14 protein-coding genes are annotated in these 20,456 nt (G+C 67.3%); 13 read left to right on the forward strand and 1 reads right to left on the reverse strand.

Going from position 1 to position 20,456, the window contains the following annotated elements:
* Positions 1–40 precede the first annotated feature (40 nt).
* From B447_RS12950 to B447_RS13005, 11 genes are all read left to right on the forward strand, one after another.
* Positions 41–2,401, forward strand: coding sequence for a GspE/PulE family protein (locus B447_RS12950; RefSeq protein WP_002928582.1), 2,361 nt, complete (start codon positions 41–43; stop codon positions 2,399–2,401).
* 70 nt (positions 2,402–2,471) lie between these two features.
* Positions 2,472–3,167: a ribulose-phosphate 3-epimerase gene (gene rpe, locus B447_RS12955; protein ID WP_002940804.1), complete on the forward strand. Its 696-nt coding sequence runs from the start codon at positions 2,472–2,474 to the stop codon at positions 3,165–3,167.
* A complete protein-coding gene (locus tag B447_RS12960; RefSeq protein ID WP_002928588.1) occupies positions 3,164–3,844 on the forward strand; it encodes a phosphoglycolate phosphatase in 681 nt (226 codons plus the stop codon). The genes rpe and B447_RS12960 overlap by 4 nt, the downstream gene beginning before the upstream one ends.
* A gap of 261 nt (positions 3,845–4,105) precedes the next feature.
* Positions 4,106–5,578 (forward strand): anthranilate synthase component I, encoded by a 1,473-nt coding sequence (trpE, locus tag B447_RS12970; RefSeq protein WP_002928589.1) that lies wholly within the window; start codon positions 4,106–4,108, stop codon positions 5,576–5,578.
* Positions 5,579–5,640: 62 nt separating this feature from the next.
* Positions 5,641–6,228, forward strand: coding sequence for an aminodeoxychorismate/anthranilate synthase component II (locus B447_RS12975; RefSeq protein ID WP_002928596.1), 588 nt, complete (start codon positions 5,641–5,643; stop codon positions 6,226–6,228).
* A 21-nt stretch (positions 6,229–6,249) separates the two neighbouring features.
* Positions 6,250–7,290 (forward strand): anthranilate phosphoribosyltransferase, encoded by a 1,041-nt coding sequence (trpD, locus tag B447_RS12980; RefSeq protein WP_002940805.1) that lies wholly within the window; start codon positions 6,250–6,252, stop codon positions 7,288–7,290.
* Positions 7,287–8,087, forward strand: a complete 801-nt coding sequence (trpC, locus tag B447_RS12985; protein ID WP_002928602.1) for an indole-3-glycerol phosphate synthase TrpC — start codon at positions 7,287–7,289, stop codon at positions 8,085–8,087. Before trpD ends, trpC begins: the two co-directional genes overlap by 4 nt.
* A 9-nt stretch (positions 8,088–8,096) precedes the next feature.
* Positions 8,097–12,236 (forward strand): translocation/assembly module TamB domain-containing protein, encoded by a 4,140-nt coding sequence (locus tag B447_RS12990; protein ID WP_002940806.1) that lies wholly within the window; start codon positions 8,097–8,099, stop codon positions 12,234–12,236.
* 92 nt (positions 12,237–12,328) lie between these two features.
* Positions 12,329–12,895: a peptide-methionine (S)-S-oxide reductase MsrA gene (gene msrA / locus B447_RS12995; protein ID WP_002940807.1), complete on the forward strand. Its 567-nt coding sequence runs from the start codon at positions 12,329–12,331 to the stop codon at positions 12,893–12,895.
* Between the two features lie 33 nt (positions 12,896–12,928).
* Entirely contained in the window at positions 12,929–13,273 is a 345-nt protein-coding gene (locus B447_RS13000) for an FKBP-type peptidyl-prolyl cis-trans isomerase (RefSeq protein ID WP_002928608.1), read from the forward strand.
* A 12-nt stretch (positions 13,274–13,285) separates the two neighbouring features.
* Complete coding sequence (locus B447_RS13005; protein ID WP_002928610.1) at positions 13,286–13,744, forward strand: Lrp/AsnC family transcriptional regulator; 459 nt, start codon at positions 13,286–13,288, stop codon at positions 13,742–13,744.
* 51 nt (positions 13,745–13,795) lie between these two features.
* Here B447_RS13005 and B447_RS13010 read toward each other — a convergent pair whose 3' ends face one another.
* The gene (locus B447_RS13010) at positions 13,796–15,139 is read right to left on the reverse strand and encodes a sodium-dependent transporter (RefSeq protein ID WP_002940808.1); all 1,344 of its coding nucleotides are present in this window, start codon (positions 15,137–15,139) and stop codon (positions 13,796–13,798) included.
* 524 nt (positions 15,140–15,663) lie between these two features.
* Between B447_RS13010 and B447_RS13015 the strand changes: the two genes are divergently transcribed.
* Together B447_RS13015 and B447_RS13020 are read left to right on the forward strand one after the other, a co-directional pair.
* Positions 15,664–19,257: an indolepyruvate ferredoxin oxidoreductase family protein gene (locus tag B447_RS13015; RefSeq protein WP_002940811.1), complete on the forward strand. Its 3,594-nt coding sequence runs from the start codon at positions 15,664–15,666 to the stop codon at positions 19,255–19,257.
* A 100-nt stretch (positions 19,258–19,357) separates the two neighbouring features.
* Positions 19,358–20,407 carry a Glu/Leu/Phe/Val dehydrogenase dimerization domain-containing protein gene (locus B447_RS13020; protein ID WP_002928627.1) on the forward strand — a complete coding sequence of 350 codons (1,050 nt, stop codon included), beginning with the start codon at positions 19,358–19,360 and terminating at the stop codon, positions 20,405–20,407.
* Positions 20,408–20,456 lie beyond the last annotated feature (49 nt).

Below are 20,456 nucleotides of genomic sequence, written 5' to 3' on the forward strand. Positions count from 1 at the left end.
GCGTGCAGTCGCCGACCAATCGCTGAATGAGCTGAAAACCATGAGCGAATCCTCTGCTGCAACGACGCAGGGTCGTGCCGTGTCCGGCCGTCTCTCCTTTTTCAAGGGCCTGCAGGCGTTGACCAACCGCATCCATGCCAGCAAGGATGTCGAGGAGATCATGCTCGAGCTGGCGCCGCAGTTGTGCGAGCTGTTCGAGGCCGAGCGCTTCACCATCTACGCGGTGGAGGAGGGTGGGGGCTCGATCGTGACCCGGGTCAAGACCGGGTTGAGCGGGGTGCAGAGCATCCGCCTGCCGATCGGGGAGAACAGCATCGCGGGCTACGTCGCGCTGAGCGGCGAGCTCGTCAACGTGCGCGATGTGTACGACGACTCCGAGCTGCGTGCGATTTCGCCCGGGCTGAAGTTGCGGCGCGAAGTCGACGCGAGCACTGGTTTTCACTCGCGGCAGATGTTGGTGGCGCCGATACGTGATCCCGACACAGGCAGCCTCCTTGGCGTGGTGCAGTTGATCAACACGCGAAACGGCCAGCCTTTTTCCAAGGTGGCCGAGGAGGGCGTGCTCGGACTGGCGCAGACGCTCGGCGTCGCGTTTCTCAGGCATACGCGCCAGCCCGCACGCTTGCGTTCGCGCTTCGATGCGCTGGTTGCCGACGGCCGCATCACCGCCGAGGAGTTCGCCGATGCGACGCGCGAGGGGCGGGCGAGCGGCACGTCGGTGGAGACCTTGCTCGTCGAGCAGTTCGGCCTGTCCTACGCCGAGCTCGGTGCCGCTGCGGCGCGCTTCTTCGGCGTGCCCTACCAGCCCTTCGTGGCCAATCATGTCAAGCCGATGGACCTGCTGCGCAACATCAAGCGCGAGTACGTCGAGCAGATGCTGTGGCTGCCTTACGAGGAGAGCAACGAGGGCGTGGTCGTGCTGTGCGTCGACCCCGAGCAGGTGCGCAGTTCCGGGGTGGCGCAGAACGTGTTGCTCAAGAAGCGCCTGAGTTTCCGGGTGACGACGACGCATGACTTCGAGCGTACGGTCGAGCAGTATTTCGGGGCCACCCTCGATGACGCCTCGGTCACCGACCTGCTGTCCGACCTCGGGGAACACGATGACGATGGTCCGTCGCTCAAGGACGATGTCACGGCAGCGGCCGACAATGAACTGGTCAAGCTGGTCAACAAGATCATCATCGACGCATACCGGCAGGGCGCCTCGGACATCCATGTCGAGCCTCGCCCGGGGCGCGAGAAGACCCTGGTCCGTTTCCGCAAGGACGGCTCGCTGGTGCCCTACATCGAGGTTCCGGCCAGCTATCGCAACCCCTTGATCACCCGCATCAAGATCATGTGCGACCTGGACATCGCCGAGCGCCGCCGCCCGCAGGACGGCAAGATCAAGTTCCGCAAGTTCGCGCCGCTCGATATCGAGCTGCGGGTCGCCACCCTGCCTACCCAGGGCGGCATGGAGGACGTGGTGATGCGCCTGCTGGCGAGCAACGAGCCCATTCCGCTCGATCAGCTTGGCCTGCTACCGTTCAATCTCGAGCGCCTCAAGGCTGCGATCGCCAAGCCCTATGGCATCTTCTTCGTGTGCGGCCCCACCGGCTCGGGCAAGACCACCACGCTGCATTCGATCCTGCGCCACATCAACACGCCGGACACCAAGATCTGGACGGTCGAGGATCCGGTGGAGATCACCCAGAAGGGACTGCGCCAGGTGCAGGTCAACCGCAAGGCAGGGATCGACTTCGCGACCATGATGCGCGCCTTCCTGCGCGCCGATCCCGATGTGATCATGGTCGGCGAGATGCGCGATCACGAGACGGTATCGGTCGGTATCGAAGCCTCGCTCACCGGCCACCTGGTGTTCTCCACCCTGCATACGAACAGTGCGCCCGAGTCGGTGGTGCGTCTGCTCGACATGGGCATGGATCCGTTCAATTTCTCCGATGCGCTCCTTGGCGTGCTCGCCCAGCGCCTGGCAAAGCGCCTTTGTGGCAAATGCCGCGAGCGCTACGAGCCGGAAGCGGCGGAGATCGGGCATCTGCTCGACGAGTACTGCGAGGACATGCACCTGACGCCCGCGTTCAGCGCAGACCCGGAGCGCGCTCGTGAGCAGGTTCTCGAGCGCTGGCGGGCGGAGTTCGCGGACAAGGAGGGGCGCTTCACGCTCTACCGGGCGGTTGGCTGCGAGCATTGCACCGAGGGCTACAAGGGGCGCGTTGGTCTGCATGAGCTGATGCTTGGCTCGGATGCGATCAAGCGCCTGATCCAGGAGCGTGGTCGCGTCGAGCAGGTGCTTGGTCAGGCACTTGCCGAGGGCATGCGCACGCTGCGCCAGGATGGCATCGAGAAAATCCTGGCCGGCATCACCGACATTCGCCAGGTGCGCAAGGTCTGCGTGCGCTGACGCGCGGCGGGTGCCGGGCGCACCGAGGCGGGTAGAATCGGGGCTGCCCTCAGCCCTCCCGGAGTTCGCCATGTACCGTATCGCCCCCAGCCTGCTGTCCGCCGACTTTGCCCGCCTCGGCGAAGAGGTCCGCAACGTCATCGCCGCTGGCGCCGACAGGATTCACTTCGACGTGATGGACAACCACTACGTCCCCAATCTCACCATCGGACCGCTGGTGTGCGAGGCCATCCGCCCGCATACCACGGCGCCGATCGACGTTCATCTGATGGTGAAACCGGTCGATCGCATCATCCCCGACTTCGCCAAGGCCGGCGCCAATGTCATCACCTTCCATCCCGAGGCCTCCGAACACATCGACCGCAGCCTGGGCCTGATCCGCGATGCCGGCTGTCAGGCCGGGCTGGTGTTCAACCCGGCCACGCCGCTGCACCACATGGACCACGTCATGGACAAGCTCGATGTGGTGCTGCTGATGAGCGTCAACCCAGGCTTCGGCGGGCAGAAGTTCATCCCTGAGACGCTCGTCAAGCTGCGTGCAGCGCGCGAGAAGATCGACGCCTACGCGGCGCGCAGCGGGCGGCGCATCCTGCTCGAGATCGATGGCGGGGTGAAGACCGACAACATTGCCGAGATCGCCCGTGCCGGCGCCGACACCTTCGTTGCCGGATCGGCCGTGTTCGGTGCCGGCAAGGACAGTGACCCGCATCGCTACGACTCGATCATCGGTGCGCTGCGCAGCGAGCTCGCGGGGGTGGCGGCATGAGCGCGCGGCCGCGCTTTGCCGCCCGCGCAGTGCTCTTCGATCTCGACGGCACCCTGCTTGACACCATTACCGACCTTGCGGATGCCGCCAACCTCACCCTCGCCGAGCTCGGGCGCCCGTTGCGCAGCCAGGACGAGATCCACAGCTTCGTCGGCAAGGGCATCCCGAACCTGGTGCGGCGCTGCATGACCGAGGGCACGCAGGCCAGCGATGCCGAGATCGACGTCGCCATCGGCGTGTTTCGCCGCCACTACGCGGTGGTCAATGGTGCGCGTACGCGCATCTACCCGGGTATAACGGATACCCTCGATGCGATGCGTGCACTTGGACTCAAGCTGGCAGTGGTCACCAACAAGGCCGAGGCCTTCTCCCTGCCGCTGCTCGAGCGCATGGGCATCGCGCACCATTTCGATACCGTCATCAGTGGCGACACGCTTGACGTGAAGAAGCCGGACCCCGCCGTGGTCAGGCTGGCCTGCGAGCGACTCGGTGTTGCAACGGCCGACGCACTGATGATCGGCGACTCGGCCAACGATGCGCTTGCCGCACAGGCTGCGGGTATGCCGGTGCTGCTGGTGACCTATGGCTATAGCGAGGGCGTGCCGGTGGACACCATCGAATGCGATGGGCTACTATCGATCGCCACCGAGGCGCTGCAATACATCGCTACGGCATGAATACAGGGGCTGCGCCCCCTCATCATTCACCTCCACGACAGATCGCCATCGTGACGCTCGCACACAGGGTCAGCTCCGCATCCGCCACCTGCCTCACCGTCCAGTCCTGCTGGCGCGGCGCTTGGCGTTGGCCTTTGGGCCACTGAACGCCAACCCTGTCGCGGGGCGGCGCACGCTGCAGGCCAGCCTGCACCCTGTCGCCAACCTGTCCCCGCATTCGCTGCACCGTCCGAAGAACAATCTGCTGCACGTGGAGCCGCCATGCTCGAACAAGAGTTCAATGCCCTCGCCGCCGAGGGCTACAACCGTATCCCGCTGACGCTCGAGACCTTTGCCGATCTCGACACCCCGCTGTCCATCTACCTGAAGCTCGCCAACGAGCCCTACACCTATCTGCTCGAATCCGTGCAGGGCGGCGAGCGCTTCGGGCGCTACTCCTTCATCGGCCTGTCCTCGCCTACCCGTATCGAGGTCTATGAGCGCTCTGCGCTGCTGCTCACCGGCAATCGCCTGGTCGAGCGTCGCGACTATGGTGACCCGCTCAACTTCGTCGCCGAGTTCATGAACCGTATCAAGGTGCCGCCGCGCGAGCACCTGCCGCGTTTTGCGGGCGGCCTGGTGGGCTGCTTCGGCTATGACACGGTGCGCTATATCGAGCCCAAGCTCGCCAAGGCCGACAAGCCCGATCCGGTCGGCACGCCCGACATCCTGCTCCTGCTCTCGGAGGAGGTCGCCATCGTCGACAACCTCAGCGGCAAGCTCACCCTCGTGGTGTACGCCGAGCCTGAGGTGCCCGGTGCCTACAAGCGTGCGCAGAAGCGCCTGCGCGAACTCCTCGCCCGTCTGCGTGCGCCGGTGCAGATCCCTGACGAGGTGCGTGCCGAACCGGCCGCGGCGGTGTCGAGCTTTGGCGAGGACGCCTTCAAGGACGCGGTGCGGCGCGCCAAGCAGTACATTGTCGATGGCGACGTCATGCAGGTCGTGCTGTCGCAGCGCATGAGCAAGCCCTACGCCGCCAGCCCGATGGCGCTGTACCGAGCGATCCGCTCGCTCAACCCCTCGCCCTACATGTTCTACTTCAACTTCGAGGACTTCCACGTCGTCGGCGCCTCGCCCGAGATCCTCACCCGGCTCGAGGACGAGGTCGTTACCGTGCGCCCGATCGCCGGCACGCGCAAGCGCGGCGCCACGGTGGCCGAGGACCTCGCGCTCGAGCAGGAGCTCCTCGCCGACGAGAAGGAGCGTGCCGAGCATCTGCAACTGCTCGACCTTGGCCGCAACGACGCCGGTCGCGTCTCCGAGACCGGTACCGTCAAGGTCACCGAGCGCTTCACCATCGAGCGCTATTCGCATGTGATGCACATCGTCTCCAACGTCGAGGGCCGGCTCAAGGAAGGTCTCAACGCGCTCGCCGTGCTGCGCGCCACCTTCCCGGCCGGCACTGTGTCGGGGGCCCCAAAGGTGCGCGCGATGGAGATCATCGACGAGCTCGAGCCGGTCAAGCGCGGCATCTATGCCGGGGCGGCGGGCTACCTGGGCTTTCATGGCGACATGGACCTCGCCATCGCGATCCGCACCGCGGTGGTCAAGGATGGTCAGATCCACGTCCAGGCCGGTGCCGGCATCGTCGCCGATTCCGACCCCGAGTCGGAATGGCAGGAAACCCAGAGCAAGGCACGCGCCATGCTGCGCGCTGCCGAAATGGCCGAAGGCGGGCTCGACACCCGCGTCTGAGCGCCTCGGCGCCGTTCATGTTGACGAAGCCGGCCGCGGCCGGCCTTCGCGAAGGGAAGACCATGCTGCTGATGATCGACAACTACGACAGCTTCACCTACAACCTCGTGCAGTACTTCGGCGAGCTCGGGGCACAGGTGAAGGTGTTCCGCAACGACGAGATCACGCTCGAACAGATCGCGGCCCTGCAGCCGGACCAGCTCGTCATCTCCCCGGGGCCGTGCTCGCCGGCCGAGGCCGGGATCTCGGTGGCGGCAATCAAGGCCTTTGCCGGCAAGCTGCCCATCCTCGGCGTCTGCCTTGGCCACCAGAGCATCGGCGCGGCCTTCGGCGGGCGCATCGTGCATGCGCGAAAGCTCATGCACGGCAAGACCTCGCCGGTGCACCACCTCGACGCAGGGGTGTTCCGCGGCCTGCCCAATCCGCTCACCTGCACGCGCTACCACTCGCTGGCCATTGAACGCGCAAGCCTGCCCGACTGTCTTGAAGTGACCGCATGGACGGACGACGGCGAGATCATGGGTGTGCGCCACCGCACGCTCGACGTCGAGGGCGTGCAGTTCCACCCCGAGTCCATCCTCACCGAATGCGGCCACGAGCTGTTGAGGAACTTCCTCGACCGCGACGCGCGACTGCCGGCTGCCGCCTGAGTACCGGTCGGAGAAAACGACATGACGATTACCGCCCAGCAAGCCCTGCAACGCACGATCGAGCACCGCGAGATCTTCTTCGACGAGATGCTGTCGTTGATGCGCCAGATCATGGCGGGCGAGGTTTCGCCGCTGATGACCGCGGCCATCCTCACCGGACTGCGCGTCAAGAAGGAAACCATCGGCGAGATCACCGCCGCTGCCACCGTGATGCGCGAGATGTCCACCAAGGTGGTGGTCAAGCCGCCGCACGACCACTTCCTCGATGTGGTCGGTACCGGTGGCGACGGCACGCACACCTTCAACATCTCGACCGCCACCATCTTCGTCGCTGCCGCGGCCGGTGCGCGCGTGGCCAAGCACGGCGGGCGTGGCGTGTCGTCCAAGTCCGGTGCGGCCGACGTCCTCGAGGCGCTCGGCGTCAGGCTCGACCTTACGCCCGAGCAGGTTGCCGCCTGCGTGGAGGAGACCGGTATCGGCTTCATGTTCGCGCCCAACCATCACAGTGCGATGAAGAACGTCGCGCCGGTGCGGCGCGAGATGGGCGTGCGCACCATCTTCAACATCCTCGGTCCGCTCACCAATCCAGCGGGCGCGCCCAACACCCTGATGGGGGTGTTCCATCCCGACCTCGTCGGCATCCAGGCGCGCGTCATGGAGCGCCTGGGCGCCAACCATGTGCTGGTCGTGCATGGCCTGGACGGCATGGACGAGGTCAGCCTCGGTGCCTCGACCCTGGTCGGCGAGCTCAAGGACGGCGTGGTGCGCGAGTACGAGATCCACCCGGAGGACTTCGGCCTGCAGATGGCCGGTACGCGCAACCTGCGTGTCGCAGATGCCGACGAATCCCGCGCCGTGCTGCTCGCTACGCTGGAAAACCGTGCCGGGCCAGCGCGCGAGATCGTCGTCCTGAACGCGGGGGTCGCGCTCTACACCGCCAACCTGGTCGAGTCGATCGGCGCTGGCGTGGCGCGCGCGCGCGAGGTGATCGAGAGCGGCGCGGCACGTGCCAAGCTCGATGCCTTCGTACGGTTCACCCGCCAGTTCGGAGCCGCAGCATGAGCGACATCCTGCAGAAGATCTGTGCAGTCAAGGTCGAGGAGGTCGCGGCCGCGTCGGCTGCGGCACCGCTCGTCGTCGTGCGCGCGCTGGCCGAGGCCGAGCCCCCTGCACGTGGTTTCGTTGCCGCCATTCGTAACCGCCATGCGGGTGGCCTGCCCGCGGTGATCGCCGAGATCAAGAAGGCCAGCCCTTCCAAGGGCGTGATCCGTGCCGACTTCGACCCGGCCGCCATCGCCGCCAGCTACGAGGCGGCCGGCGCCGCCTGCCTGTCCGTGCTGACCGATCGCGGCTTCTTCCAGGGCGCCCCCGAATACCTGCAGGCGGCACGTGCGGCCTGCGCGCTGCCGGTGCTGCGCAAGGACTTCCTGGTCGATCCCTACCAGGTCTTCGAGGCGCGCGCGATGGGGGCAGACGCCATCCTGCTCATCGCCGCCTGCCTCGACCTTGCGCAGATGCGCGACATGGAGGCGATCGCCCAGGCGCTGGGCATGGCGGTGCTGGTCGAGGTCCACGACGGCGCCGAGCTCGAGCAGGCACTGCAGCTGCAGACACCGCTGATCGGCATCAACAACCGCAACCTGCGCACCTTCGAGGTCTCGCTGCAGACCACGCTCGACCTGCTGCCGCGCATCGCCAGTGGCGCCGCTGGTCGCATCGTCGTCACCGAATCGGGCATCCTGCGTGCCGAGGATGTTGCGCTGATGCAGGGTGAGGGCGTGCATACCTTCCTCGTTGGCGAGGCCTTCATGCGTGCGCCGGATCCGGGCCTGGAGCTCAAGGCCCTGTTCGGCGGCTGATCGAGCGCAATGACGGCGCATCCGGCCACTCCCGCAACACGCCCGCCCGAGCTACGTGGGCGCCGCTGGCTGCGAGGCCTGGCTGCCGTGCTGCTGCTGCCGCTTGTGGGCGCGGCCGGACTGGGGGCCTGGCTGCTCGGTACCCAGTCCGGACTTGAGACCGCGCTGGCGCTCGGCACCCGCCTCACCGATGGCGCGCTGCATGCGGAGCGTCCGCGAGGCCGTGTGCTCGGCGGTTTCGAGCTCGACGTGCTGCGCTATGAAACCCCCGGGCTGCAACTCGAGGTACGTGACTTCGAACTCGAATGGAAGCCTGCTGCGCTGTTCGAGCGCCGCCTTCTGGTCGAGCGTCTCGCGGCGGGCCACGTCGAGCTCGCCAGGGCAAGCACGGACGACACTGCGCCCGCGGCCCCCACCACCCTGCCGGACTCTCTCGCCGTGCCGCTGGCCATCGAGCTGCGCAGCCTCGTGCTGGGCGCTTTCGTCATACGTACGCTGGGTGAAGAGGAGGCGCATGGCCAGGCCGACGAGCGTGCCGGCGAGCCGGCCGGGGATGGCGGCGCTGCCGATCTCGATGCCCGCTCCGGTGCCGGGCATCACGCCGCGCAACCGTTGTTTACCGAACTCGAGGCCGCGTTCGACAGCGATGGCCGTCGGCATCGGTTGCGCACGCTCGCGCTCAGCTTGCCCCAGGGACGACTGCAGCTCGCGCTGGGTGTCGAAGGCGCCGCACCGCACGCGCTCGATGGCGAGGGCCGCTTCGATGGTGTCATCGACGGGCGTGCCGTGGTCGCACGCTTTGGCGCCACCAACACCCTGCTCGAGCCCCATCTGAGCATCGACGCCCAGGGCGAGGGGCTGACCGCCCGGGTCGAGGTCGAGGCGGAGAGCCTGGCGGCGATGCCGCTGCGTCGGCTTTCGGTCAAGGCGGGCGAGATCGACCCGGCTGCGTTCGTGGACGGGGCGCCGCGCGCCGCGCTCAGCCTCGAGGCCGAACTCGCGGCGACGCCCGATGCGGCGAGCCTGCTTGCCGGGCCGATTCGTGTCACCAATCGCCTGCCGCAGGCGGTGGACCAGGGGGGTATTCCGCTGCTGAGTCTCGATGGCCGCCTGGACTGGCGGGACGATGGCCTCGCCGTCGATGCGCTCGACCTGCGCCTGCCCGGCGCGGGGCGCATCGGCGGTCGCGTGGCGTGGCAGCGCGGCGGTCAGGCTGATGACGATGCGCGCCGCGAGGGGGGCCTCGGTCGCATCCATGCCGCTGCCGCGCTTGAGCTCGATGCCATAGACCCGGGCTTGCTCGACAGTCGCCTGCCGCGGCAACGGCTGGCGGGGCGCATCGACGCCGAGGGCGACGAGGCCCGGCAGCAGGCGCGTGTTGCGCTCGAGGCGGGGAGCGCCCGCATCGACATCCAGGCGCTCTTGCAAGGCATGGCAGTGACTGCCGACGCTGCCGCGGCGGAGACCGAGTCCGGCGGCAGTACATCGGCAGGACCCGCTGCGGCCGGCCGCCAGGTGTTCGAACTGAGTGCCCGTCTGCGCGGGGCCGACCCGCGTGCGTTCGTGGCCGAGGCGCCGTCGGCGCGCCTCGATCTCGACCTGCATGCCGAAGGCGCGCTGCCGGTGGCCGACGAGCCGCTGTCCGTGGCGCTGCGTTTCGACATCCTCGACAGCCTGCTCGAAGGTCTGCCGCTGCGCGGCAAGGGCCAGCTCAGGGTCGAGGGTGAGCGCTTGCCCGAACTCGCACTGGATGTGCAGCTGGCGGGCAACAGCCTGGTTGCCGAGGGGGCGCTGGGCGCACCACAGGATCGTCTCGCGCTGCGTCTCGATGCGCCGGCGCTCGAAGCGCTTGGCCTGGGCCTCGGCGGGCGGGCCTCGGCAGAGGGCTCGATCGGTGGCGCGCTTGCAGCGCCCGTGGGGCGCGTGCAGTTCTTCGGCGAGGGCCTGCGCCTGCCGGGCGAGGTGCGCATCGGCGGCGTCAACGGTGTCGTACAGCTCGATGCTGGCACCGACGGGCCGTTCGCGCTCGCACTCGGCGTGAGCGGGCTTGGCAGCAGCGCGCCGGATGAGGACGGCCGGCCGCAGTCCGACTGGGTGTCCAGCCTGCGCCTGGCGGCCGAGGGTACGCGCGCCAGCCACCGTATCGAGCTTGCTGCAATTGCCGGTGGGAACGTGGCGCCGGCCGGTGTTGAAGCCGATGCCCTCGAGCTCGGGTTGAAGGGCGGACTGGCAGCAGGGACTGCGCTGCGCTGGCGCGGCGAGTTGTCGGCGCTGCAGACGACTGGGCGCGTGGCGGCGCGCCTGCTGGCCCCGGTGGCCCTCGAGCTCGCGCCCGATGCGGTACGCCTGGGTGCGGCCGAATTCAATGCCGGAGACAAGGGCCGCATCCGCTTGCTCGAGACGGCATGGTCGCCGACCCGCAGCGTGCTGCGTGGCGAGCTCAGCGGGCTCGTGCTCGAACTCGAGCCGCGGCGCGCCGATGGCCAGCGCCGGCGTGGCGCCGACCCGCTGGTGCTGGGCGCGCGCTGGGATCTGAGCGTCGGCCGCACGCTCGACGGCGAAGCGCGGGTGTTTCGCGAGGCGGGCGATGTGCGCCTGGAAGGGGAGTTGCGCACCCGGCTGGGGCTGGAGCGTCTCGACGCCGTCCTGCGGGCACGCGGAGACCGTCTCGAACTTGCGCTCGACGTGCGCGGCAGCGAATTCGGCAGTCTCGCCGGTGAAGCGAGCGTGCGTGCGCGGCGCAGTGCCGAAGGCATCTGGAGCCTGCCACCGGATGCGGCCCTCAGTGCGTCGGCCAGGCTGGACATGCCGTCGATCACCTGGCTCGGCCGGCTCGTGCGCGAGAATGTGGAAACCGCCGGACGCATCGGGGGGGCGGTCGCCGTGTCCGGGACACTGGCTGCGCCGCGTGCGAGCGGCACGATCAATGGACGCGAGCTGGGCTTCACGCTGGTCGATCAGGGCCTGGTGCTGTCCGGTGGCGAGCTCGATCTCGCCTTCGATCAAGAGCGCGTGCGCCTTCTGCGCCTCGAGTTCGTATCCCCGAACCGGGTGCAGCCACGCGATGGACGCATCCCGGTGGCCGCGTTGACGGCCAGTCCGGGGCGTTTCGAGGCCAGCGGCGAGGTGGCGCTCGACAACGGCGCCGGCCGCTTCCGTTTTGCCGCCGATCGGCTGCCGCTACTCCAGCGTGACGACCGCTGGATGCTGTTGTCGGGCCAGGGGAGTGCGCGCAGCACCTGGTCGTCGCTGGCGCTCGACGCCGAGTTCCGTGCCGATGCCGGCTACATCGAGTTCGCCGAGGCAATGCCCCCCAGCCTGTCGGATGACGTGGTGGTGCTCGGCCGTGACGAGGTGGCCGAGGCCGGCGCCTTTGCCGTCACTGCCGATGTCCGCGTCGGACTGGGCGATGCGCTATACCTGTCCGCGATGGGTTTGGAGACCCGCCTTGCTGGCGATCTGCGTATCCGCCTGCAGCCCGGACGTGCGCTGTCGGCCGTCGGTACCGTATCGACCGTAGGGGGCAGCTACCGCGGCTATGGCCAGAACCTGGTGATCGAGCGCGGGGTCGTCAACTTCCAGGGGCCGCTCGATGCGCCCGGGCTCAATATCGTCGCACTGCGCAAGGGGCTCGAGGTGGAGGCTGGGGTCGCCGTCACCGGCAGCGCCAAGCGCCCTCAGGTGCGCCTGGTGTCCGAGCCCAACGTGCCCGACCCCGCCAAGCTGTCGTGGATCGTCCTTGGCCGTGCCCCGGACGCTGCTTCGGGGGCCGATCTGGGCCTGTTGCTGCCGGCGGCCGCGGCGTTGCTCGGCGGCCCGGGGGGCGGCATGACCGAGGAGCTCTCGCGCAGCCTCGGCTTCGACGCATTCTCCATTGGCCAGGGCGAGCTCACCAGCACCTCGCGCACGCAAAGCAGCCGGGTGCTCGGCAGTGGCTCGACGGTTGCCAGCGGCCCCACCGTGTCCGGCCAGGTGCTCAGCCTGGGCAAGCGCCTTGGCCCCGACCTGTTCCTGTCCTTCGAGCAGAGCCTGGGCGGGGCGGCCACACTGGTCAAGCTGAGCTACCAGCTCTCGCGCCGGCTGTCGCTCGTGGCGCGTGGCGGAACCGACACCTCGGTCGATCTGCATTACGGCTTCTCCTTCCGCTGAGCTGCAGTGATGCCGAGCCGGTCGCATGGGGAATGAATGAGGCTGTCCGTGGTCTGCAGCAAGTGCTGCATTTCCTTGTAGGGAGTGGATGAATGACTGAAGAAGCGAAGGGCCCCGTGCTCGAGAGCGCCATCCTCGGAGGAGGCTGTTTCTGGTGCCTGGAGGCCGTGTTCGACCTCGTCGATGGGGTCGAGTCGGTGGTGCCGGGATACTGCGGCGGGCACGTCGATAACCCGGGCTATCGTCAGGTGTGCACCGGCGGCACGGGCCATGCGGAGGTGGTGAAGGTCGATTTCGATCCGGCGCGGGTGAGCTATCGCGAACTGCTCGAGATCTTCTTCCTGATCCATGATCCGACCACGGTCGACCGTCAGGGCAATGATGTCGGCCCGCAGTACCGCTCGGTGATCTTCGTCACCAGCGATGCGCAACTGCACGATGCGCTCGCGCTGATCGAGGACATCGGCGAGCAGCGCATCTACCCGAAGGCGATCGTGACGCGGGTGGAGCGGGCGCCGGTATTCTGGCCGGCCGAGGCCGAGCATCACGACTACTATATGAACAACAGCGATCAGCCCTACTGCCAGTACGTGGTGGCGCCCAAGATTGCCAAGTACCGCGCCAAACTCGCCGAGCGCCGGCGCGGAAGTGGCAGGTAGAATGCCGCCTTTGCACGCACACAGGAGAAACGCATGACCCAGACCACCACAGCCAGCGGCCTCGTCATCGATGAACTCGAGGTCGGTACCGGCGAGACCGCCGTCAAGGGCAAGATGGTGTCGGTGCATTACACCGGCTGGCTGACCGACGGTCGCAAGTTCGACTCGTCCAAGGATCGCAACGACCCGTTCAATTTCCCGCTCGGCGCCGGCCATGTCATCCGCGGCTGGGACGAAGGCGTCGAAGGCATGCAGGAAGGCGGCAAGCGCAAGCTCACCATTCCGCCGGCGCTTGGCTATGGTGCGCGCGGCGCCGGCGGTGTGATCCCGCCCAATGCGACGCTGGTGTTCGAGGTTGAACTGCTCAAGGTGATCTGAGCCGGGCGCGCGATGAAACTCGATCCGGCCCAGCGTCATATCCTGAGCCTGCTGCAGCGGGACTCCACGCTCAGCACCCAGGTGCTTGCAGAGCGCGTCGGCATGTCGCCGACGCCCTGCTGGCGGCGGGTGAAGGAGTTGGAGGAGGCGGGGGTGATCAGCGGCTACGTGGCGCTCGTCGACCGCCACAAGGTCGGTCTGGGCACCTGTGTCTGGGTGCGGGTCAAGCTCAAGCAGCACAGCGCAGACGTGCTCGAGCGCTTCGAGCGCGTGGTGAAGGGCTGCCAGCAGGTGGTCGAATGCTACGAACTGCTCGGCGAGACCGACTGTCTGCTCAAGCTCTACCTGCCCAATCTGGAGGCGCTGTCCTCCTTCATGCACGATTTCCTGCTCAAGATTCCGGAGATTGACGTCACCCACTCCGCGGTGGCGTTGCGCGAGATCAAGAACGAAACGGCCCTGCCGCTGTAAGCGGTCAGGGCCGTTTTCGCCTTCATCGCGCCTGTGCGGCGCACGCGATGATCAGAGGTTGCTGACGAAGACGATCAGCACGCCCACCGGTGCCACGAAGCGCGCCACCACGTTCCACACACTGAAACCCAGCTCGCCGAGGCCCAACTCCTTGCGCACGCTGTCGCGGTCCAGGCACCAGGCCGCGAACAGGATGGCGCCCAGTCCGGTCAGCGGCAGCATGAACTTGCTGGTGAGCTGATCGAGCAGGTCGAAGATGTTGAGGCCGATGATCGTCACGTCGCTCCAGTGGTTGAAGGACAGCAGCGCGGCGATGCCCAGCGCCCAGGTGGCGATACCGGCGACGAAGGTCGCGCCTGCACGCGACAGCGGCGTGCGCTCCTCGACCAGTTCCACCACCGGCTCCAGCAGCGAGATCGCCGAGGTCAGCGCGGCGAAGGTCAGCAGCACGAAGAAAAGGGTGCCGAGAATGACGCCCCCGGTGATGTTGCCGAAGGCGATCGGCAGGGTGACGAAGATCAGGCCGGGGCCGGCAGCAGGGTCGAGACCGTTGGCAAAGACGATCGGGAAGATGGCCAGGCCGGCGGCGATCGCGATCACCGTGTCCATGATCACCACGGTGCGCGCGGTACGCAGCAGGTCGACGTCCTCGCCGAGGTAGGAGCCGTACGCCATCATGATGCCCATGCCCAGCGACAGGGTGAAGAAGGCGTGGCCGAGCGCAGCCAGCACGACGTCGCCGGTGAGCTTGCTCCAGTCCGGGTTGAACAGGTAGGCCATGGCCTGGCCGAAGCCGCCGGTGGTCATGCCGTAGCCGACGAGGATGAAGAGCAGCACGCCCAGCGAGGGCATCAGCAGCTTGGAGGCACGCTCGAGGCCGCCTGCGACGCCCATGGCCACCACCCCCACGGTCAGCGCCATGAACACGGTGTGCCAGGTCAGCAGGCTGCCGGCATTGGCCAGGAAGCCGGTGAAGGCATTGCCCACGGCATCCTTGTCCATGCCGGTGAAGCCGCCGGTGATCGCATCGCCGGTATAGGAGAGCGCCCAGCCGCCGATGACGCTGTAGAAGGACAGGATGAGGAAGGCACCGAGCACGCCGGTGAAGCCGATCAGCGCCCAGGCGCCGCTGCGGCCGTTCTTCTTCGCCAGCTCACCCATTGTGCTGATCGGATTCTTCTGGCCGCGGCGGCCGATCATCCATTCGGCGACCAGGATCGGCAGGCCGATCAGTGCGATGCAGAGCAGGTAGACCAGCACGAAGGCTGCGCCGCCGCTCTGGCCGATCATGTAGGGGAACTTCCAGATGTTGCCGAGGCCGACTGCCGAACCGGTGGCCGCGAGCACGAAGCCCATGCGCGAGGTCCACTGGCCGTGGGTGTGCGTCTTCTGCATGTCAGTACGCCCCCTGCAAAGCGTGATCGGGTGCGGCGGGGCGTGCGGCGATGCAGGGGCGCGGCTGCCGGATGGGCTGCCCGCCGCTGGCGGCGTGATGGTTCATTTTGGTCTCCTCGAGTTTTCTGCGCTTGTGGCGCGGTGGGCCTCTGGCCCGGGCAAAGCCGCGGATTCTAGGCTTGTTGGCGGGCTGCGGCCAGTGCTGGCACGCAGGCGGCTCGACCCGGCACCGTGCCATGTCGTATCCGTGGCCGTGGTGTGCGGTCAGGATGACGCGGATCGTAAGTGCTGATGAGTGGAAAAATATTTCTTATATCGACCGAATCCGGGCCGAATGCGGAATTTCTTTTCTCGACTTCGTTCTAGCATTCGGTTCGTAAGCCGCTGTCGGACGGGGAGCGATTCGTCCTGCGGTGGCCAGAGTGACGCGCCCACAACCCCTAATGCAGAGGAGACAACGCCGGCCCGCCGGAAGCCCGCGCCAACCGCGCGCCGCTCACCGCCAGGCGGCAGTTCACACCACCATGTCGAACACCATGCCCCCCGTCAGCCTCGACGACAAATACACCCTCAAGACCGGCCGCGCCTGGATGACCGGCATCCAGGCTCTGGTGCGCCTGCCGATGATGCAGAAGATGCGCGACGAAGCCGCCGGCCTCAATACCGCCGGCTTCGTCACCGGCTACCGCGGCTCACCGCTCGGCAACGTCGACCAGGAGTTCTGGAAGGCGAAGAAGTATCTCGAGCCGATGCAGATCCGCTTCCAGGCCGGCCTCAACGAGGATCTCGCGGCGACCTCGGTGTGGGGCACGCAGCAGGTCAACCTGGATCCGAACGCCAAGTTCGACGGCGTATTCTCGATCTGGTACGGCAAGGGCCCTGGCGTCGACCGCACGGGCGATGTCTTCCGTCACGCCAATGCTGCCGGCACCTCGAAGCACGGCGGCGTGCTGGTGATCGCCGGTGACGACCATGCCGCCAAGTCTTCCACGCTGCCGCACCAGACCGAGCATGTGTTCAAGGGCCTGATGATGCCGGTGCTGGCGCCGGCCGGTATCCAGGAGTACCTGGAGTACGGCCTGCACGGCTTTGCGCTGTCGCGCTATTCGGGCTGCTGGGTGGCGTTCAAGGCGTTGACCGACACGGTGGAAACGTCCTCGTCGGTCAATGTCGATCCGTTCCAGGTGCAGACGCTGATCCCGACTGCCGCGGACTTTCCGCTGCCCGAGGACGGGCTCAACCTGCGCTGGCCCGACCCGCCGCTGGTGCAGGAGAAGCGCCTGCTGCATCACAAGCTCTATGCTGCACTCGCCTACTGCAGGCTCAACCAGCTCAACCGCACCATCATCGACAGCCCGAACGCGAAGCTCGGCATCATCACCAGCGGCAAGAGCTACCTCGATGTGCGCCAGGCGCTGGACGACCTCGGCATCGACGAGGCGAAGGCGGCCGCCATCGGCCTGCGCCTGTACAAGGTCGGCATGGTGTGGCCGCTGGAGGCCGAAGGCGTGCGCAAGTTCGCCGAAGGGCTGGATGAGATCCTGGTGATCGAGGAAAAGCGCCAGTTCCTCGAGTACCAACTCAAGGAGGAACTCTACAACTGGAAGGACGAGGTGCGCCCGCGCGTGATCGGCAAGTTCGACGACAAGGGCGAGTGGGCGCTGCCGCACAGCGAATGGCTGTTGCCCGCTGCCGGCGAGCTCACCCCGGCGATGATCGCCCGTGCCATCGCCGGCCGCATCGCGCGCTTCTACACCTCCGACCGCATCAAGGCGCGGCTCGCCTTCATCGAGGCCAAGGAGGCGGCGCTTGCCAAGCCGCGGCTGTCCATCCAGCGCGTGCCGCACTACTGCTCGGGCTGTCCGCACAACAGCTCGACCAAGGTGCCGGAAGGTTCGCGCGCCATCGCCGGTATCGGCTGCCACTACATGGCGACCTGGCTGTCGCCCGAGCACACCCAGACCTTCTGCCAGATGGGCGGCGAGGGCGTGCCCTGGATCGGCCAGGCGCCTTTCACCGCCACGCCGCACGTGTTCGCCAACCTGGGTGATGGTACTTACATGCACTCGGGCATCCTCGCCATCCGTGCGGCGGTAGCGGCCAAGGTGAACATCACCTACAAGATCCTCTACAACGATGCGGTCGCGATGACCGGCGGCCAGCCACACGACGGCACGCTGTCGGTGCCGATCATCGCCCGCCAGCTGCTGGCCGAAGGTGTGGGCACGGTGGTGGTGGTCAATGACGGCACGCCGCGTGCCTATGGTCCGGCCGACCTGCCGCACGGCGTCGGCGTGCGGCACCGCGACGAGCTCGACGCCGTGCAGCGTGAGCTGCGTACGGTGCCGGCCGTGACAGCGATCATCTATGACCAGACCTGCGCAGCCGAAAAGCGCCGTCGCCGCAAGCGCGGCAAGTTCCCCGACCCGGCCAAGCGGGTGGTCATCAACGACCTCGTGTGCGAGGGCTGTGGCGATTGCAGCGACAAGTCGAACTGCATGTCGGTGGGTGCGGTGGAGACCGAGTTCGGCCGCAAGCGCTTCATCGACCAGTCGTCGTGCAACAAGGACTATTCCTGCGTGAAGGGCTTCTGCCCCAGCTTCGTCACCGTCGAGGGCGGCGCGCTCAGGCGTGGCAAGGCGAGTGGCGCGAGCGCGCCCGGTCGACTGGCGGCCGAGCTGCCCGAGCCGCAGTTGCCCGACACCGCCGCGCCCTGGGGCATCCTCATCACCGGCGTGGGCGGCACCGGCGTGGTCACCATCGGCGCCCTGCTCGGCATGGCCGCCCACCTGGAGGGCAAGGGCATCTCCGTTCTCGACATGGCGGGCCTGGCGCAGAAGGGCGGCGCGGTGTGGTCGCATGTGCGCATCGCCGACCGCCAGGACCAACTCCACGCCGCGCGCGTCGCCGCCGGCGAGGCCAACGCAGTGATTGGCTGCGACCTGGTGGTGGCGGCCAGCGATGAGTCGCTGGCCAAGATGCAGAAGGGGCTCACGCGCGTCGTCATCAACCGCGACCAGACCAACACCAGCGAGTTCGTGCGTGGTTTTGCCGCCCAGGCGCGCAGTGGCGACGTCGGTGCCAACCCGGATCCGCAGTTCCCTGCGCAGCCCATGGAAGCGCAGATCGTCGATGCGGTGGGTGCGGACAAGGCCGAGTTCCTCGACGCCACCAAGCTCGCGACCGACCTGCTGGGCGACTCGATCGCGACCAACCTGTTCATGCTTGGCTTTGCCTGGCAGCGCGGCCTGGTGCCGCTGTCGCGGCAGGCGATCGAGCGCGCGATCGAGATCAACGGCGCCGCGGTCGACGCCAACAAGGCTGCCTTCCTGTGGGGGCGCCGTGCCGCGGTGGATCTCAAGGCAGTGGTCGAGGCCGCCAAGCCGCAGCTTGGGACGCCGGAGCACCACCGCCTGTCGACCAGCGTCGATGAGGTCATCGCCCGCCGCAAGGCGCATCTGAACGACTACCAGGATGCGGCCTACGCCACGCGCTACACCAGGCTGGTCGAGCGCGTGCGTGCGGCCGAGGCGAGGGTTGCTCCCGGCATCAGCCTGCTCACCGAGGCGGTGGCACGCGGCTATCACAAGCTGCTTGCCTACAAGGACGAGTACGAGGTGGCGCGCCTCTACACCGACAGCGACTTCCTCAAGCGTGTCGACGAGCAGTTCGAGGGCAACTACAAGCTCGTCTTCCACCTTGCTCCGCCGACCATGGCAGACAAGGATGCCCAGACCGGCGAGCTCAAGAAAAAGGCCTACGGCCCGTGGATGCTCAAGGCGATGCGTGTGCTGGCAAAGTTCCGCCATCTGCGCGGCTCGATGCTCGATCCCTTTGCGCGCAGCCACGACCGCAAGCTTGATCGCGAGCTGATCGCCGACTACGAGCGCATCGTCGAGGAGATCCTGGTCAATCTCGACCAGGCCAACGTCGAGGCTGCCATCGAGCTGGCGGCCATTCCAGACCAGATCCGCGGCTTTGGTCATGTCCGCGAGCGCTATGTCGCCAGCGCCCGCAAGCGCCAGGCAGCGCTGCTCGAGGACTTCCGCCACCGCCGCCCGGTGAGCGCGCCGGTGGCGACCAAGGTGCGCAAGACGATCGCAATCATCCCGGGCTGAGCCCGCTCCCGTTTCTTACCCCCGCCGCCTCACCGGCCCGCCACGAGCGGTGCCGGCGGGACGGCTCATCCCCACGTTCCCAAAAGGAAGGAGACACAACATGGCCGTATTTTCCCTGAGCGACTTCGCCGACCACGAGCAGGTGGTGTTCGTCAGCGACGACAAGAGCGGACTGAAGGCGATCATCGCCGTTCACAATTCCAACCTCGGCCCTGCGCTCGGAGGTTGCCGCATGTGGCCCTACGCCTCCGAGGAGGAGGCGATCCGCGACGTGCTGCGCTTGTCGCGCGGCATGACCTACAAGTCGGCGATGGCCAACCTGAAGCTCGGTGGCGGCAAGTCTGTGATCATCGGCAACCCGCGCACGCAGAAGACGCCCGAACTGCTTGCCGCCTTCGCCCGCGCGCTCGAACAGCTGAACGGGCGCTACATCGCCGCCGAGGACTCCGGCACCAGCGTCGCCGACATGAAGTACATGACGCAATTTACCCAGCATGTGGCCGGCATTCACGACAAGCCCTCCGACGAAGGCACGCGCAGCGGGGATCCTTCGCCCGCCACCGCCTACGGGACCTTCATCGGCATCAAGGCGGCGGTGAAGGAGAAGCTCGGGCGCGATTCGCTCGAGGGCCTGCGCGTCGCCGTGCAGGGTGTCGGCAATGTCGGTTTCGACCTCGCTCGCCAGCTCAAGGCGGCTGGTGCCCAGCTGTGGGTCACCGACATCCACCGCGAGCCGCTGCTGCAGGCGGGCAAGGAACTGGGCGCGACCGTGGTTGCGCCGGATGAGATCTTCGGCCTCGACGTCGACGTGTTCGCACCGTGCGCGCTGGGCGCCATCCTCAACGACAGCACCATTCCGCAGTTGAAGGCGAAGGTCGTCGCGGGCGCCTCGAACAACCAGCTCGCCGAGCCGCGCCACGGCGTCGAACTGATGAAGCGTGGCATCCTGTACGCGCCAGACTACGTCATCAATGCCGGCGGCATCATCGACGTCTATCACGAGCGCATCGGCTTCGATCGCGCCGCATTGCTCAAGCACATTGAGGGCATTCATGACAACCTCATGGAAGTCTTCGAGCGCGCGCGCAAGGAGGAGCGTCCGACCGGCGAGGTGGCTGACGCAATTGCCGAGGAGCGCTTCAAGCGCTGAGCCGGGCCTGCGCTGGCACGAAAACGGCGACCCGCGGGTCGCCGTTTTC

This window comes from Thauera sp. 27 (assembly GCF_000310125.2).
In the GTDB taxonomy this organism is placed as follows: domain Bacteria; phylum Pseudomonadota; class Gammaproteobacteria; order Burkholderiales; family Rhodocyclaceae; genus Thauera; species Thauera mechernichensis.